Here is a 15,796-nt window from a genome sequence, read left to right on the forward strand (position 1 = left end):
CTTGAGACGACCCGCCGTTGAGGACGATGGCACAGTGCCCCGGGTTGCCTCCCGGTGACGGGCCGACCCTGACGGAGTACGACTCACCTGCCCCGAGCAGTTGTTCCCGCGCACCGGACGCGCTTCACCGTCGTCGTAGGCCGACTCGCGGCCACCAGCCGGCGCACGGCACGCGGGCGTTCCGGTCGGCCAGAACCCCGCACCCCGTCGGCGAGTTCACCGGTGACTCACCCAACACGCCCAATCCATGACTTATCCCGCCTTGGGTGGTCACTGGGTCTACGCTGATGCGGTCCTTGAGGACGCCGACCGGGCAACTCGTCAGCTGGAGGTCACACAACCGGTCGGTCACCGTGTCAGGTGAGCAGAAGTCGGTGGCCCCGGGGAACTGCCGGGGGACCACGGCTTTCACCCTGGACGCCAAGAACAAGGAACTGGGCGTCGGCTACAGCCCCCGCTCCGCATGCGGCACCAGCGAGAAGTTCAGCATCACCGTGCCGGCGGACGTCTCCGGCGGAGCCGCGGTCGTACGGATCCGCCTCGATGACGGAGCCCCTTCGGTCCCGCCCAAGTACCTGAGCTGCAAGCGTTACGGGCGCTGAAGCAGCGCCATGTACACCAGGGCGGGCCGGTAGGGCTCGCCAGTCCGGTCCTGCTCCGCACCAGGCCGGGGCCGGACCGGACCGATCGCGTCAGGCATCCATTGCCACGCCGGGACACGATCGCAGCGTCGGTTCGTGCGGTGCCCCTCGTTCACCCGCGCCCTGAGCGGGGGCAACCGTGGGCGCGGCGGAAGTTGGCGCAGGGCGGGTGGGCTTTGAAGGAGATGTCGACCTCGGGGCGGCGCAGGTCGGGGTCGGGCAGAAGCTGACTGGTGATGCTGCTGGCCAGGACCTGGTCGCCGTGGGCGGCGTCGGCCTGGCGGGGACCCCAGCCGGCCGCGTACTCGAACTCGGTGCAGGCGGCGGTGAAGGGGCCGCGGCTTCCCGTCAGGAAGAGGGTCCGGGCATGGGTGACGGGGCGCAGCCACTCACGGGTCCGGGCATGCCCGCACCGGCGGTTCCAAGCGGCGGCGTCACGGGCGGTGCGGTGTTCGTCGGTCCGGACGGTGAGAGGGGTGCCCTGGACGGGGCGCCGGCGCAGGTCGGGCCAGTTGGCGGGGCGCAGGCCCAGTGAGTGGTGGACCAGGACGAGGTCGACCCGGCCTCCGCAGATCTCCAGGTACTGCTCGTACCAGCCGTCCATGGGGACTCCGTCCCGCAGCGGGATGTGCACGATGGTCTGCCGGGAGTAGGCGACGAAGGAGAAGAGCGCGGCGAGGCGGGACAGGCCGTCGTGGTCGCCGACCAGCCAGCCGTAGCCGGTCGGGTCGGCGAGTGCGGTGTGCCGCAGCGGATGCCACGGCTGCACCACCCGGTACTCCCGTGGCCCGATCCGGGGCCGGAACTCACGCAACTTCAGCTGCATTTCCACGCTCGCATGACGCCAAGCATGTCCGAGGCGAATCCCCGGCGCAAAGGTTATTGACCGCAGGTGAAGACACGACGGGATTCCGGACGGCACGCAGGGGTGGTGGGGCGCGATGCCATCCGGTGAGAGTTCCAGTCCCAGATGGTCCACATCGGCACCTTGAGAAGGACGTCGCCCGATTGATCACACTCTGCGTGACCGCGATGTGGTCAGCCCGTCTCGGCGGCGAAGGGACCACCATCGCCGAAGACGAGCCGCGCGAAGTTCTCGCCGATGCGGCGGTGCCCTGCGGGATCAGGATGGACCTCGTCGGGCAGCGGGAATTCGGCGTAGTCCTTCTCGCCGTAGAGGTCACGGCCGTCGAGGTAGTGCAGGTTCGGGTCGTCAGCCGTGCGCTGTTCGACGATCCGGGCGAGTTCGTCGCGGATGACGTTGAGCGTCAGGCGCCCGGCAGCGCGTTCGGCAGGATCGCCCGTGGCCTTGAACCGCAATGTCCCGCCCTCGAAGTCGGGCGCGAGGGGGCCGGGAGTGTCCTCCTGGACCGGGCACAGGACGGGGGACACGACCAGCAGCGGTGTGGTCGGATGCCCCTCGCGGATGGTGTCGAGGAAGCCGTGGACCGCGGGGGTGAAGGCGCGCAGGCGCATCACGTCGGAGTTGACGACGTTGATGCCGATCTTGACGCTGATCAGGTCCGCAGGGGTGTCTCGCATTGCGCGTGCGGTGAACGGGTCGAGCAGCGCGCTGCCGCCGAACCCCAGGTTGACCAGCTCCACTTCGCCCTGGGCCGCGGCCAGGGCGGGCCAGATCGCGGTCGGGTGGGCGGCGTTCGAGCCGTGGCTGATGGAACTGCCGTGGTGCAGCCATACCCTGCGCCCGCTGTCCCGCGCCGGCTCGACCGGGGAATCGGTACGCAGAGCGATCAGCTCGGTGATCTCTGTATGCGGAAGCCAGATCTCGATGTCCTTCTCACGCGCCGGTAGACCGGTGAACCGGGCGGTGCCGACGGGCCCCTCACGCAGCTCGGCGGACTGGGTGACCATGTCGGTGATCGTGCGGACGTTACCGCCGGGCACTGTGGCCTGGGCGGCGAGCCGGCCGTCGACCAGCAGGTCGTAGACGCCGTCCGCCGGGGCCGGGAAACCTCGGTAGACCCGCTTGGTGGGCAGCGTGTCCAGTTCGATGGCGGTGGCCCGGGTACGGAAGGACAGCCGCACGCCGGAGGGCTGGGCCTCGGCCACGGCCAGTTGGTTGTCAGGGATCTGCCGGCGGGCCCGAGCGGGCAGTCGATGCGGCAGCAGGCCGTGTGCGGTCGGTTCCACGTCGAGGAATCCACGCAGTATGTCCGCGGTGACAGGTGTGGTAATCCAGTCGTGTTCGGTGTTCACTGTCCCAGCCTTTTGATCAAGATTCTCGGAGTGTTCAGGTGTGCGGCTGTGCCGGTGTGCGGCGGACCGTCTCCGGCGACGCGGCCCCCGCTGGTCAAGGCTTGGTCCGGTTCCGCAACAGAACATCGAGGGAATCCAGGATCCAGGCCCAGGATTCCTGAGAGTCGACGGCGGTGTGACTGAAGCCTCCGGCCATCTCCAGGCTGACGTAGCCGTGGAAGACGCTGCCCAGCATCCGGACCGCGTGTGTCTGGTCCGGCTCCGGCAGGTCGTAGCCGCGCAGGATCGCCCGCGTCATCTGTGCGTGCCGCACCCCGGCACTGGCGGCCGCGGTCTCGGGGTCGAGCCTGAGTCGGGCGGCGTCGTAGCGGCCGGGATGCTCCCGGGCGTAGTCGCGGTAGGCATCCGCAAAGGCGGCCAGGGCGTCCTTGCCGGCCCGCCCTGCCAGCGCGGCGGCGACCCGGTCGGCGAGTTCCTCCAGCGCGAGCAGGGCGATCCTGGTCTTGAGGTCCTGGGAGTTCTTCAGGTGCGAATACAGACTCGCGACCTTGACATCGAACCGCCGGGCGAGCGCCGAGAGGGTCACCTGGTCGAAGCCGATCTCGTCGGCCAGTTCCGCCCCGGCACGCGTCAGGCGCTCCGTGGTCAGCCCCACGCGAACCATAATCTTCCTCTCATTCGACGACAACCATTATGCATTTGCCTAAGGATTTTAGGCAAATGTGCCTGCCGCTCACGGACCCACTGACCGAGCAAGGCATCCGTACCGCGTACGTGAACTGCGCCAAGGGCGAGGCGAAGCACGTGCTCGTTCCCCTTGATCCGGCCGAGCGCTTCTGGGGCGATCTGGAGAAGCAGGGCAACTCGGTGGGTGCCTACATGTGCGGCGACCGCGCCTGCCCGCTCTGTACATTGCGGGACAAGAAGGATGCGGGTGTCGGCGCGCGGCTCCACGCGTCGCTCACCCCTGAAACGTAACGGTACGGTCCGCCGGAGAGGCCCTCTCGACACCATTGAAAGTGCAGGCCCGACGCCCGGTGCCTCCGCCGCGACGACGCCCTGCCGCCCCCCGGACCGCGTCACGGGACTGCTGCACATTCTCTACCCACGGAAGCTCGCCGCCATCTGTCAACTCACCGTCGATGACGTTCATATCGGCAGGTCAGCTCCTACTGATTGGGATGACCTGGTCAGCGGTGCAGCAGCCTGTCGCGCTCCCGCTCTGTGACGATTGCTGCATGAGCAAGAAAGAATGGGACATGCTGACCAAGTCTGAAGAAGCCTTCATGGTCAACTCCTATGAGATCGACATCCTCCCTGGTGTCTGGGGTGATCTCGACGAAACCGACCAGTCCCGACCGGTCAACGAGCTGGCGGGAATCTTGCTTGCTCTCGTCGATCGTGGGTGGATTCAGGTCCGCCGACTCGCGCCGTGGACCTCGCCCTCCGGGGAAAGTGGCTTTCAGCCCGGCGAACTGGTGCCTCGTGATCAGCTTCTGGCGATCCTCGAGGATGCGGCCACCTGGGAGTATCCCGAAGACGGGGACTGGACCGGCGCGTTGACCCTGGTCGAGACCGAAGCGGGAAAGAGGATCACTCGGCTGTGTCCTGAGGAAATGGCCGAGTAGACCGTCGCGGCGGGAAGTCGCAGACCGCCGCCAACGGTCGGCCGCCCCAGCGAAGGTCTGAGAACAGCTCGACGCTGTTCTTCCACGCCTGCCGGCGGATCTGAGCGCCCTTGTGGGTGGAGAGGTTGTCCGTGATCACGTGGATCGGGCGTATGCCGAGCGGCCCGAAATCAACCAACGCGGAGGTGCGGTTGGGCCGTGGGGCGAGCGCTCAATTGGCTCGGTCCAGCTCGGCGTCGTAATCCGGGTTGATGGATTCCTTCCTTGGCCGCGACATCCAATCGGCACCAACCCTGCCACCGCGACCAGTATCCCGGTGAACCTTCCCTGTCACAGCACTGGCGAAGCGATCAGATCGAAGTCTCGTCGGTCAGCGAAGGCACGGCGCACGGACGGAGGATCATGAACGAGTCTTCCAAGGTCGCCACCATGGCGAAGGGGAATCGGTCGAGCTCAAGGCAGAGTGCGACGTCATCAGGATGGACCCCTTGGCGCACACCCTCCCTCAACTCGGAGGCAGCACGCGACTCGTCGGCGCGGCGAAGGAACTCACCTGCATTCGTCCCGTCCCCTGTGGCCCGGCGGGCGATGTATTGAGCGCACGCCAGATCTTCGTCGGCCTGCCCGTCTTCGCCAGTGACCACGAACGTGACGCTGTCACACTCGTGTGTCCGCAAGAGCCGAGCCGTCGCCTCCGCCACCACGAAACTGGCGCACAGCACCAGCGACGCCTCCTTGACGGCGAGGGCGCCGACCGTCCCTGCCGTGGTCTTCTGCACAACGGTCCGCCCAGCAAGGTCAACAGACCGCAACAGGCCCGGAGAGTTGACGGTGTCGAACCCGGGCGCGAGCGGACCGTCCTTGAGTGCCACCCAATCCGGGTGGCGAGCCTTGAGCGCCAGCGCTTCGTCCAAAGACTCAGCAAGAACGATCTTCTCCGCCCCCTGACCAAAGGCCCAGGCAGCCACCGTGAAAGCACGCATGACGTCGACAACGACCGTCACGGACGGGGCTTCGGTCAGCTCGACAATACCAAGGAAGCGAGCGTTCATCCGGTCATGATCGCGCATGCCCGAACCGAATCATCCAGGCGGTGATGCACATCACGTAGACGGTCTCGGAATGCAATACCATCGGTTGCCTGCGCCGCGAAAGCGGTGCGTATCGGCCGGCCCGTATCGGATCCTTCGACGACGGCATCAACCGCGCCGAATATATCTGGTCATTACGTGCGATGTGGACCTCTTTGTCGTGCCGCGTTGTCTTGTGCAGAAGCAGGCGAATCGGCCCTCGAACTCCGTGCGAAGCGGACAGCCGGCCTCTCGCGAAGCGGAACATGACTCGATCACCCTGGCGGTGGTGTGGTGCCTACCACCGTCATCCGGAAGTAGGGCCACCCTTCAGGAGGCCGGGTTGTTGGTTCGATGGCCCAGTTCGAGTCGGAACAGTTCGAGCTCGTCGAAGGACCAGCGTGCCAGCGGCCGGCAAGCGAGCGATGCGACGCCCCGGCCTCGGGCAGGGACCGCAGTCCAGTACGACACCCACCCGGTCCGATGACATTGATCCACTGCGCTGACGGCCACGTTGCCCAGCACGGTGTCCATGCGGTCGATCACGGCAAAGGCGAATGCGGCCCCTGATGTCCATCGATCCTCCTGAACCGCACGTAGAACTCTCGGTCGACCAGGGTGCAGCCGCGGGTGGTGGCGCAGGCGGGGAAGACGCCGATCCAGCAGTTCTCGGTGCGGCCTGCGGTGCCGGAGTGGTGGCGCCGGACCACGGCGGAGGCGGTGTCCTTCTTCACGAAGCCGGTGTCGTCGATGATCAGCACGCCGTTGTCTGCGCCGAGATGCTCGGCGACGTAGGCGTGCAGGTCGTCGCGGACCTCGTCGGCCTCCCAGCGGCTCCGGGAGAGGAGGTGCTGCAGCCATCGGCCCGCTGCACTCTCCACACCCAAGCCGTTGACCAGCGCTGATGAAGAAGCCCGGCTGGAGTGCCACTGCGTCACGAGTGGTAGAGCACCCGCACGACCATCGAGTCGCCGGGCAGGCCGTCCAGGCAGGCGTTGAACATTTGTTTGTAGTCGAGGCCGCCGGCCTCCACCCACCGGCCGTCGAGGGTGAGCAGGGCGGGGGTGGGCAGCACGGCGGCCACATGGCGGGTCACGTAGGTCTCCAGGTCCTCGTCGAAGCGGCGGACGGGGTCGAATGTGAACCGCTCCTCCAGGGCGGGGTCGGCCTCGATCGCCTGGATCAGGGGCTGTTCACGGAAGGCGGCCACGGCGGCCTCCCTGGCGCGGTCGGGCTCCAGGTTCCTGACCCGCTCGGCGAAGTGGCGGAAAGGCAGCGCGGGCGGGTAGCGGTCGGCGAAGGCGCGGTACGCCGTCCAGGTGCCGGCCGCCCGGCGGGCCTCGGCGGCGCGGGGCGTGTCGAGGTCAAGGATGCCTCGCGGGCCGCCGTGGCAGCGGGAGGGCGGCAGGTCCTCGGGGGGTTCGGTCCAGTCGTCGTACCGCACGAGCCGGGGGTCGTCCTCGTGGCCGGGCAGTACGTCGAAGAGACAGCCCGCCCCGGAGATGAACCAGTAGCTCCATTCGCCCACCCAGTCCGAGTGAGGGCGGTCCTCACGGTCGTACCAGAACGGGGCCATGGCCTGCCCGATCGCCTGCTTCAGCCCGTCGGGGCCGACGGGCGGCAGGCAGACGGTGATGCGTTGTTTGCCCATGGTGTCCCCTCCTGTGGTGTGGTCCGTGCTGGGTGCATGGTCGGACGGCGCTTGGTGCGGTGCGCGACCCACCTTGGCAGGTCACACCGGTCAGATGGCCGGCAGGGGCCCGCAGGAGACGAGTGGGCTCGTCAGTCGGCGTGGGCTCGGGCGCGGGGTCCTCGTCACCGAGGTTCTGTCCCGCGGTGTTCCCGCCCAGCCCATCACGCAACCGCCCTTGCCCGCACGCGATGAGGTGGTCCCACCGGCGTCGCCGCCACCGAGCACGCGCCCGCCGTTGCCACTACAAGCAGCGCGCCCACGCGTTTGTGGGGTGCCCCGGCAAGGACCGCTCCACTCTCCGCGTCCAAGCCGTTGACCAGTGCGAATGAAGAAGTCCGGTTGGAGTACGAATACTTCAGCTGCAGATCGTGATCTCCGTGTCTGCTCGCCGTCGGCATGGAGCAAGCCACTTCAGGCTGCGGGGCATAGGCACTCTCATGTGTTGGCGCTGAAGTATGCAGCGGCAGCATCGATGAAGCGGTCGTGTGCGGGCATGCGGCGGTGGACCAGGAGCTGTACGGCCTGCGCTCGTGGACGGTCCGGTGCACCGGCCAACCACGAACCGCCAGTGGGCACCACGAGCGAGGCCTCGAACCGACTTCCTTCACACGGGGAGTGTCTCCCTCCGGCGGCCACGGAACCCTGGAACGGTCCATCGTCCCGGTTCGGGAAGGCGCTCTCGCGTCTCGTACCCAACCCTCAGCCGCGCCCCAACCGAAGCGGAACGGCCAGTAGATTGGGGCCATGTTCGCTTTGTATCCGCGCATGCTTGCCGGGAACCATCCGGCCGTCTTCGCTTTCTACGAGGGCGTACTGCCCGGGCTGACGGGGTACGTGCTCGCGCGTGGTGACGCGGCGTCCGGGTACGCCAGTTGGGACGCGCCCGGCGGAGCGACCGCGTTCGCCGTGATCCAGCGGGATATGTTCGTCGGTGAGGTCCCGTCGGCTCCTCCGGCGGGCGGCGCGGCTCTCGTGGTGCCCGTCGCTGACGTGGCTGCGATGGACGCGGCGGTCGCGCTGTGCCGTCGGCATGGCGGGGTGCTGGTGACGCCCGCCCGGGACATGCCGGGGTGGGGACTGCGGGCGGCGCACCTGCGTGACCCGGACGGGAACCTGCTGGAGATCCAGACGTACTGATCCCCGCTCGGCGGCCGGCCGCCCACCGGGGATACTCCGCACGGGTGCCGGTGTCGGGGCAGAGTCTGTCCACATCAGCCTTCGACCGGTGAGCTTCGGGCCTGGGGTGTACTTGGGGGAATGAACCGTGTTGACCGGCGGCTCGGTGCGGCGGGCGGAGGCCGACGTGGCTTTGCGACGTGCAGGTCGCGCCTGCACCGTGTTCGCGTTGAAACTCCGACGCCTGGAAGACCAATTGGCTGCGCCGGGAACAGCGGGCCCGGTCGGCACGGTTGCATCGACCGAGGGACCGGCGCCGTACGGGCGGGGAACACGGAGACTGCGAGGTCATCCGCCCCGCCAGGATCCGGACCCCAGGATCGCGGTACGCCTGCCGCGCACTCGGACCAAGACGTACTTCTGCAGGAGGACCGTTTCATGACTGACCGGCCGTTGACGCTCATGGCAGTACACGCCCACCCCGACGACGAGGCCACCGGAACCGGAGGGGTCCTCGCGCGGTACGCGGCCGAAGGCATCCGCACGGTCCTCGTGACGTGTACCGACGGTGGTTGCGGTGATGGGCCGGGGGGTGTCAAGCCGGGCGATCCCGGGCATGATCCGGCGGCCGTCGCCTTGATGCGCCGCCAAGAACTCAGGGCGAGTTGTGACGTCCTGAAGGTCAGCGATCTGGAGATGCTGGACTATGCCGACTCCGGGATGATGGGGTGGCCGAGCAATGACGCCCCTGGATCCTTCTGGCAGACCCCCGTGGAGGAAGGCGCTGCCCGACTTGCGGAACTCATGCGGCACTACCGACCCGATGTGGTCGTCACCTACGACGAGAACGGCTTCTACGGCCACCCCGACCACATTCAGGCCCACCGCATCACGATGGCGGCGCTGGAGATGACCGCGCTGACACCGAAGGTGTACTGGACGACGGCGCCCCGCTCGATGATGCAGCGGTTCGGGGAGACCATGCGCGAGTTTGGTGGGGACATGCCGGAGCCGGATCCTGCCGAGTCCGCCGCGATGGCCGAGATCGGCCTGCCCGACGATGAGATCACCACGTGGGTCGACACCACCGCATTCAGCGGTCAGAAGTTCGATGCGCTGGCCGCGCACGCCAGTCAGGGCGAGAACATCTTCTTCCTCAAGATGGGCAAGGAGAGGTTCGGCGAGTTGATGGGCATGGAGACCTTCGTACGTGTCAAGGACGCCACCGGCGCGGCCGCACCCGAGAACGATCTCTTCGCCGGACTGCGCTGATCCGCTGTATGCCGTCATTGCCGCGTTGGCGCCGGCTTGGACTGGACAGTTCGCCAGTCGGGTGGCGGCCGGCGCAGCTCTGGGGTTCCTGCCCGCATTCGGGCCGCCCGCTGTGGCCCGAATGCCGCAGAGCGGGATCCATGAGTGGCGACAACTCGCCATGGACGGGCTGCTGTTCACGGGTGTGCCTTGGACCGCTTCGGGGCCGGCCTCCCTTGCCGTCCTCATGACCGTGCTCCGTGGATACGCAGGGTGCTCGGCCCGGCCAGTTGGTGACAACCTTCTCTGCAGGATCCTCGGGCTGACTATCGAACTCGCCGTGGCTGAAGGCGCGTCCGGGCCGGCTCCGATCGGGGGCGAGGAGTGGTCCACCGGCGGACTCAGAGGTCTCTGGCGACTTGCGCCTTCAACCACAGACGCACCGTTACGGCGGAGACGGAGCCTTTTTCGACCTCACACGCGGGGTGAGGTCGGAAAGGGCTCAGTGCTGGTCGAAGTAGCGTGCCGTGGAGTAGGGGTGGTGTGGGTCGGTGAGCAGGCGGTGGACGAATTCCGCGGTCGATACGTCGAACCGGTCCCACTCGCTGTAGTCGTCACCCGTGACGAGGATGGGTCACCGGCCGGGGTCGGCGCCCTCGGTGAGCCAGTAGAAGGAGGTCCGCTGCTCCGTCTCCGCCCACTGAAGTAGGCGTCCAGGAGCCGGGCGGAGCCGGTACGGCTCCCATCGCTCGCCGCCGTCCTCGGCGGCTGCTCGGACGGGGCCCGGAACTCGTTGAACTCGACGAGGCCGAGGTAGTCGTCGAAGTCCCGTAGCCGAACAACCGGACCAGCTCCTTGCAGTCGCTGGGCAACGCTGTTCCGAGCCGGGCCTCGACCGTCGCCAGACAGTCCGACGGTGACCCGTTGTACGTCGTGCAGCGGGAGCGGGGCCGACGCACTGCTCGGTGGTGTGTTGTGTCAGGCGCTGGCGGCGGGACCGGGAGCAGAAGGTCCGCGGCCCCGGCACGTGGCCGGTGCCGGTCCTGGAGCGGCCCGATGGCAGGGTGACTGCGCCCGTATCGGCGTGGTCACCGCCGTACGGTCGGTCTGCCGGCCTGGTCGCCGGCGCAACCATTCGGGGGTGGCCCCAGTCCAACTCTCCATGCGGAAAAGACTTGTCACCCTGGCCCTGATCGCGGTAGCCGGCTGCGGGGCCCCCGGGGCCGTCCCCGACTCCACCGTCTCACCTGGCGCGACGCAGACCGCCGCGGCCACGACGAGGCCGACGGCCGACCCCGACACCGCCGGGGCTCATGCCGACTTCGACGGCGACGGGAAGGAGGATCTGGTCATCACCGACACGGCGGCCACGGTCGACGGCAAGTACGCCGCCGGTTACGCGGCAGTGGTGAGCGGGTCGACTGCCGACCCCGGCACCCCGCGCCACCAGGTGATCACCCAGGACAGCCTCGGCCTCGGCAAAGCGGGCACCGGCGGCCGCTTCGGCAGCGGTGCCATCTCGGCCGACCTCGACGGGGACGGCCGAAGCGACCTCATCACGCAGGCCGGCAGCAACACGGTCTTCGTGGTGTGGGGCGGAAGGAAGAAGCTCTCCGGAGCGGCGCAGCTGACCGGCGCCACGCCGGTCGCCGGCGACTTCGACGGCGACGGCCACGCCGACCTCGTCACGAGCCGAGGCACGGACTCGAAGGCGACGATACGGTTCGGCCCGTTCACCCGGACGGGCAAGCCGGCCCGCACGAAGACGCTCGACCTCACCCCCGACAAGCCGTCGTACTACACCGCCCGGCCCACCGGCGTCGGCGACGTGAACGGCGACGGCAAGGACGATCTGGTGGTCACCTGGTCGCATGTGTTCGCGGACGAGATCCCGACCCCCCGCGCCACCCTCGTGTACCGCGGAGCGGCCAACGGCGTACTGAGGAAGGGGCCGCGCCTCAAGGACGCGCGCGGCAAGGACATGTACGGCTCGACCACCCTCACGTCCGACGTGAACAAGGACGGCTTCGTCGATGTGATCGTCAGCCTCACCTGCGAGATCGTCGGCGACGAAGCCACGCCCGAGGGCGGCAGCCGGCTGATGGTCGCGTACGGCGGAAAGAGCGGGTGGAGCACCGGCCTGAAGCCCACGACGATCAACGAGAAGACACCGGGGCTGCCCGGCGAGCCGGTTTCCTCCCGCTGCAATTTCGGGTACGCGCCGGCGACGGGTGATGTGAACGGCGACGGTTACGCCGACGTCGCGTTCAGTGCCCCGCTCAAGGGCGACAAGACGGTGACCCTGGTGCTGCGCGGCGGACCGCAGGGCTTGACAGGTAGGAGCGCGAAGAGCATTTCCGGCCTCCCGGCGTGGCCCCGGCTGGCGATCCAGGACCTGAACGGCGACGGCGCGGCCGAACTGGCGGTCAGCACGTCGTACGCAAGCGGGGCCGACGACAAGGTCAGGATTCTGCGAGGCGGCCCTTCCGGCATCAGCACATCCAGGCCAATGCTCATCGGGCCTGCGGATCTGGGACTGAAGCCCATGACAGGGGACAGCTTCGGCTCCGGCTTCGGCCACTGAGACAAATGATCAAGCTCCATGCACCGGGTGCCGAGCGCACCGCGAAGCAGCGCACCCGGCACCCGGCCCCAGCGAGCCGGATGGTTCGTTCTGCCGCCCGTGGCTGTGATCTGCTTCGAGGCGGCGATTTCGTTACGCACGCGCTCGCTGGTCGTACAGGACGGCGCGGCCGCCACCGGGAGTTGGCGACGGACGCAGGGCGACGCCGAGGCCCGTGTCTCCGACGGGGCGGGCGTCGTACCGCTGATGGCAGCAGCCGCCCGTACGCCATGACGCCTCACCCACGTGGACGCGGCCGGATCATGCCGACCTGTCGGTGGCGCCCTGTGGGCTGGTGGCGGGCGGGTGGGCCCTCGGTGTGAAGAGGGTGGTCGCCCGAAGCGGTGCCGTCCACAGCTCCGGACTCGGCGTTCGACGTCGGGTCGTGGAGCGTGTGTCAGTCCATCTGCACCGGTTCCGTCGGCTGCGGATCCGCAGGAGGCCAGCGGTGAAATCCATGAAGTCTTCCTGCCCCGGTCGCCCACTCGCCCGCAGGCGTCGGCTTGCCTCTCTATCCTGACAGCATCGGGACCCGTGATCCATCACCTGGCGCAGACGCCGGCGGTGGCCGGCAATCCAGTCGTCCGGCGGGACGATCGGAACCCGCACGGTGACCATGGACCCGGACTCGTCCTCCACGGTCACCTCTGGGCAGCCACGTTCGCCCGTGAGCCGGATCGAGATGGACGGCCCTCTGCTCATCTCCATCCATGCCACGTCTTCGCCGGCCTCGAGCCGGTCCAGCGCGTCGGCCCAGCTCTTCAGCCGCAAAACGTACAACGCCAGGTCGATACGGCCGGACACGAAGGGCGTCTTGACGACGATCTCGGCGTCGAGTCCGGCGGCCCACCTCGGATTACGTCCCAGAACGCAGACCGTGACGCTGTTCCGTCACGGGCATTGGCTTCGACGCCCTGAGCCTTCTCCACGCGGCTGCCGGCTTCCCCAGGTTCTCTCTACCGAATGTACCGAAGCGCTCTGGCTGTCACTTGGGCTGTTTCTTCAGCCCAGTGTGATTCGGGCGGCGACCGGCAGGTGGTCGCTGCCGGTGGCGGGCAAGGTGCGGATGTGGCCGACGGTTGCCGAGCGGGTCATGACCTGGTCGATCCGGGCCAGCGGGAAGGCGGCGGGGAAGCTGAAGGCGAAGCCGCGTTCCGCCACGTTCATCCGTGAGGTCAGCGGGGCCAGCCCGCGGTCGTCGACCGTGCCGTTGAGGTCGCCCAGCAGGATCACCGTTTTCAGCTTCTCGGCGGCGATGGCCCTGCCCAGCAGCTCGGCGCTTTCGTCGCGCCAGGAGGACGCGAGGCCGCTCGCCCCGACGCGGACCGAGGGCAGGTGCGCGACGTACGCCGCGATCTCGCCATGCGGTGTGTGGACCACGGCACGCAGCCCGCGATTCCAGGCTTCCGTGATCCCTTGGGGCTTTATGTTCAACGGCCGGGCGTCGGTGAGCGGATGCTTCGACCAGAGTGCGACGGTGCCCTGGACTGTGCGGTACGGATAGTCCAGGGCGAGGGTCCTCTCGTAGACCGGCAGCGCCGGGCGGACCAGCTCCTCCAGCGCGATTAGATCGGGCGAGGCGTCTGCCAGGGTGCGGGCCGTGCCCGCCGGGTCGCTGTTCTCGTCGCTGACGTTGTGCTGCACCACGACCAGGTCGTGCGCGCCGGGTTCTGCCCCGGGCAGCAGCAGCCCGCCGAAGAGGTACGTCCAGGCCGCCACCGGCAGTAGCAGGGCCACCAGCGCGGTGGCCGAACGCCGCAGCAGCGTCGGACCGAGCAGAACCACGACCACCAGGCCGAGCCAAGGCAGGAAGCTCTCCAGCGAACTGCCCAGGCGGCCCAAGGAGTTGGGGACGGCCCGGTGGAGAGCCAACAGCCCGGCCGTCAGCACCGCGAGCGCGGCGAGGGCCCGGTCCCGCGTCAAGGCCGGCCGGCCCCTCGCGTACTCCTCCCACCGTCCCGTCCGACACTGCGCCCGCGGGGGCGCCGCTGCCTTCACCGTCGACGTCGCACCGCTGTCCGCCCGTTCCACCATGGCTTCCCATCCACTCGGCCTCGCCCCCCAGGACGCGTGATCAGGCGAATCAGTTTCTGTTGAAAGCCGGATCCACCAGTACCCGGCTGCGGTCCATGCCGTGCGGAGTTGTCCGTAGGCGGTCCGCAGGCGGTCTGGACTCGGGCGTCCGGCAGCTCCTTGAGGGCATGGGGGTGGCAAGTGCGGGGACGGAGGGGATGGCGAGCAGCAGCAGGACAGCGAGTACGCCTCTGCCGTGCGCGGGGCTTCCCGCGTATGACGATGTGAGGCGAACGACCGCTCAGTGGCTCGGTGACCGTCGCACCGTCAGTACCGCCACGTCGTCGTGCTGGCCGCCGCCCCCGGCGAACACACGCGCGTCGTCGTACAGCGCACGCGGCAGCTCGGTGGGGGAGAGCGACACGCGCCGGGTGAGGCTCTCGGTGAGGGGGTAGAACGCACCGTCCGCGGCGCGGGTCTCGGTGAGTCCGTCCGTGGTCAGGAGCAGGGTCGCGCCGGGCGGGAAGACGAACCAGTCGACCGTTGCGGGTTCGTCGGCGAGCTCGGCGAGACCGAGGGGGACGCCGGACGTGAGGGCCGGTGTCGTGACAGTGGCGTCCTGCAGCACCTGTGGCAGGACATGACCGCAGTTGATGGCCTGCACCTCCGCACCCGCGTCGATGTTGAGGATGAGCGCGGTGACGAACCGTTCGTCGTCGCCGGTCTGCGCGGCATAGGAGTTGTGCCGTACTACGGAGGCGTCCAGGGCGTCGACGAGCGCGGTCAGGGTGGGTTCCCGGTGGGCCGTCGCACGGAATGCGCCGATGACGGCGAACGCGGCGCCGACCGCCGGAAGGCCCTTTCCCTGGACGTCGCCGATCAGCACCCGGGTTCCCCACGGCGAGTCGACGACGTCGTAGATGTCCCCGCCGACCAGACGGTCCTCCTGCACGGGCTCGTACACCCCGTTCACCAGGACGTCGTCGGTGAGCATGGGCAGGGGGCGCAGGATGTGCCGCTGCATCGCGGCCGCAGTGGAGCGCAGTCCGATCATCTCCCGCTCACGGCTGATGCGGCGGTGGCACGCGTAGACGGAGGCCGCACCCAGGACGAGGGTGAGCAGGATCATGAGGAACCTGTCGAGCCACGGCCGCCCGTCCCCGTGCCGGACCAGCATGGTGACGATCACGACGAGTCCGGTCCAGGCGGACACGAACTTCGTCTGGCGGACGGTGCACAGCGCCGACGCCGCCGCCGGAAGGAAGACGAGAAGGCCCAGAAGCCACACCGGGGACTGCGACAGGGCCCCCAGAATCAGCACCAGCAAGGTGACCGAGACGACGGCGATCACGACTTCGGCCCCGCTCGGCGGTTCGATGGCCTCGGCCGGACGCACCGGCTTCTTCGAATGCTTACGCACCACGGGACCTCCGGGGCAGATGGGGCATTTCTGTCCACAGTAAGCAGGCCCCGACCGCGGGGCGGCCGCGCCCCGCCGGACGACCGCACCCACTCGGCGGCCGGTATTCCGGGTCGGCGCATGG

At 68.5% G+C, this 15,796-nt stretch carries 15 protein-coding genes and 2 pseudogenes; 7 read left to right on the top strand and 10 right to left on the bottom strand.

What is annotated here, in order from left to right:
- Positions 1–353 precede the first annotated feature (353 nt).
- Positions 354–602: a hypothetical protein gene (locus tag OG842_RS37380; protein ID WP_266734488.1), complete on the top strand. Its 249-nt coding sequence runs from the start codon at positions 354–356 to the stop codon at positions 600–602.
- A 151-nt stretch (positions 603–753) separates the two neighbouring features.
- On the opposite strand, the gene OG842_RS37385 is transcribed toward OG842_RS37380, so the two are convergent.
- The 3 genes from OG842_RS37385 to OG842_RS37395 all read right to left on the bottom strand — a co-directional run bounded on the left by OG842_RS37385 (position 754) and on the right by OG842_RS37395 (position 3,522).
- Positions 754–1,467 (bottom strand): hypothetical protein, encoded by a 714-nt coding sequence (locus OG842_RS37385; protein ID WP_266737239.1) that lies wholly within the window; start codon positions 1,465–1,467, stop codon positions 754–756.
- 212 nt (positions 1,468–1,679) lie between these two features.
- Entirely contained in the window at positions 1,680–2,858 is a 1,179-nt protein-coding gene (locus OG842_RS37390) for a GDSL-type esterase/lipase family protein (RefSeq protein ID WP_266734487.1), read from the bottom strand.
- 94 nt (positions 2,859–2,952) lie between these two features.
- Positions 2,953–3,522, bottom strand: a complete 570-nt coding sequence (locus OG842_RS37395) for a TetR/AcrR family transcriptional regulator (protein ID WP_266734485.1) — start codon at positions 3,520–3,522, stop codon at positions 2,953–2,955.
- Positions 3,523–3,551: 29 nt separating this feature from the next.
- Between OG842_RS37395 and OG842_RS37400 the strand changes: the two genes are divergently transcribed.
- Together OG842_RS37400 and OG842_RS37405 are read left to right on the top strand one after the other, a co-directional pair.
- Positions 3,552–3,836, top strand: a complete 285-nt coding sequence (locus OG842_RS37400) for a hypothetical protein (RefSeq protein WP_266734484.1) — start codon at positions 3,552–3,554, stop codon at positions 3,834–3,836.
- 260 nt (positions 3,837–4,096) lie between these two features.
- Positions 4,097–4,486: a hypothetical protein gene (locus tag OG842_RS37405; RefSeq protein ID WP_266734482.1), complete on the top strand. Its 390-nt coding sequence runs from the start codon at positions 4,097–4,099 to the stop codon at positions 4,484–4,486.
- 350 nt (positions 4,487–4,836) lie between these two features.
- Here OG842_RS37405 and OG842_RS37410 read toward each other — a convergent pair whose 3' ends face one another.
- The 4 genes and pseudogenes from OG842_RS37410 to OG842_RS37425 all read right to left on the bottom strand — a co-directional run bounded on the left by OG842_RS37410 (position 4,837) and on the right by OG842_RS37425 (position 7,207).
- Complete coding sequence (locus OG842_RS37410) at positions 4,837–5,538, bottom strand: 2-phosphosulfolactate phosphatase (RefSeq protein WP_266737237.1); 702 nt, start codon at positions 5,536–5,538, stop codon at positions 4,837–4,839.
- A gap of 348 nt (positions 5,539–5,886) precedes the next feature.
- The gene (locus tag OG842_RS37415; protein WP_443064031.1) at positions 5,887–6,102 is read right to left on the bottom strand and encodes a GNAT family N-acetyltransferase; all 216 of its coding nucleotides are present in this window, start codon (positions 6,100–6,102) and stop codon (positions 5,887–5,889) included.
- 47 nt (positions 6,103–6,149) lie between these two features.
- A pseudogene (locus OG842_RS37420) lies at positions 6,150–6,413 on the bottom strand (transposase); the annotation flags it as partial.
- Between the two features lie 77 nt (positions 6,414–6,490).
- Positions 6,491–7,207 (bottom strand): hypothetical protein, encoded by a 717-nt coding sequence (locus tag OG842_RS37425; RefSeq protein WP_266734481.1) that lies wholly within the window; start codon positions 7,205–7,207, stop codon positions 6,491–6,493.
- Between the two features lie 786 nt (positions 7,208–7,993).
- On the opposite strand from OG842_RS37425, the gene OG842_RS37430 reads away from it, so the two are divergent.
- The 4 genes from OG842_RS37430 (at position 7,994) to OG842_RS37445 (ending at position 12,473) form a co-directional block, all read left to right on the top strand.
- Positions 7,994–8,386 (top strand): VOC family protein, encoded by a 393-nt coding sequence (locus OG842_RS37430; RefSeq protein WP_266734480.1) that lies wholly within the window; start codon positions 7,994–7,996, stop codon positions 8,384–8,386.
- 417 nt (positions 8,387–8,803) lie between these two features.
- Positions 8,804–9,637, top strand: a complete 834-nt coding sequence (locus OG842_RS37435; protein WP_266734479.1) for a PIG-L family deacetylase — start codon at positions 8,804–8,806, stop codon at positions 9,635–9,637.
- A gap of 1,141 nt (positions 9,638–10,778) precedes the next feature.
- Entirely contained in the window at positions 10,779–12,200 is a 1,422-nt protein-coding gene (locus OG842_RS37440; protein ID WP_266734478.1) for an FG-GAP repeat domain-containing protein, read from the top strand.
- Between the two features lie 99 nt (positions 12,201–12,299).
- Positions 12,300–12,473, top strand: coding sequence for a hypothetical protein (locus OG842_RS37445; RefSeq protein ID WP_266734476.1), 174 nt, complete (start codon positions 12,300–12,302; stop codon positions 12,471–12,473).
- Positions 12,474–12,500: 27 nt separating this feature from the next.
- Here OG842_RS37445 and OG842_RS45310 read toward each other — a convergent pair.
- The 3 genes and pseudogenes from OG842_RS45310 to OG842_RS37455 form a co-directional block, all read right to left on the bottom strand.
- Positions 12,501–13,115, bottom strand: a pseudogene (locus OG842_RS45310) (DUF5959 family protein); the annotation flags it as partial.
- Between the two features lie 126 nt (positions 13,116–13,241).
- On the bottom strand, positions 13,242–14,273 hold the full coding sequence (locus tag OG842_RS37450; protein WP_266734474.1) for an endonuclease/exonuclease/phosphatase family protein: 1,032 nt from the start codon (positions 14,271–14,273) through the stop codon (positions 13,242–13,244).
- Positions 14,274–14,553: 280 nt separating this feature from the next.
- Entirely contained in the window at positions 14,554–15,675 is a 1,122-nt protein-coding gene (locus tag OG842_RS37455; protein ID WP_266734473.1) for a PP2C family protein-serine/threonine phosphatase, read from the bottom strand.
- Between the last annotated feature and the right edge of the window lie 121 nt (positions 15,676–15,796).

Source organism: Streptomyces sp. NBC_00376, from assembly GCF_036077095.1.
Lineage (GTDB): Bacteria > Actinomycetota > Actinomycetes > Streptomycetales > Streptomycetaceae > Streptomyces.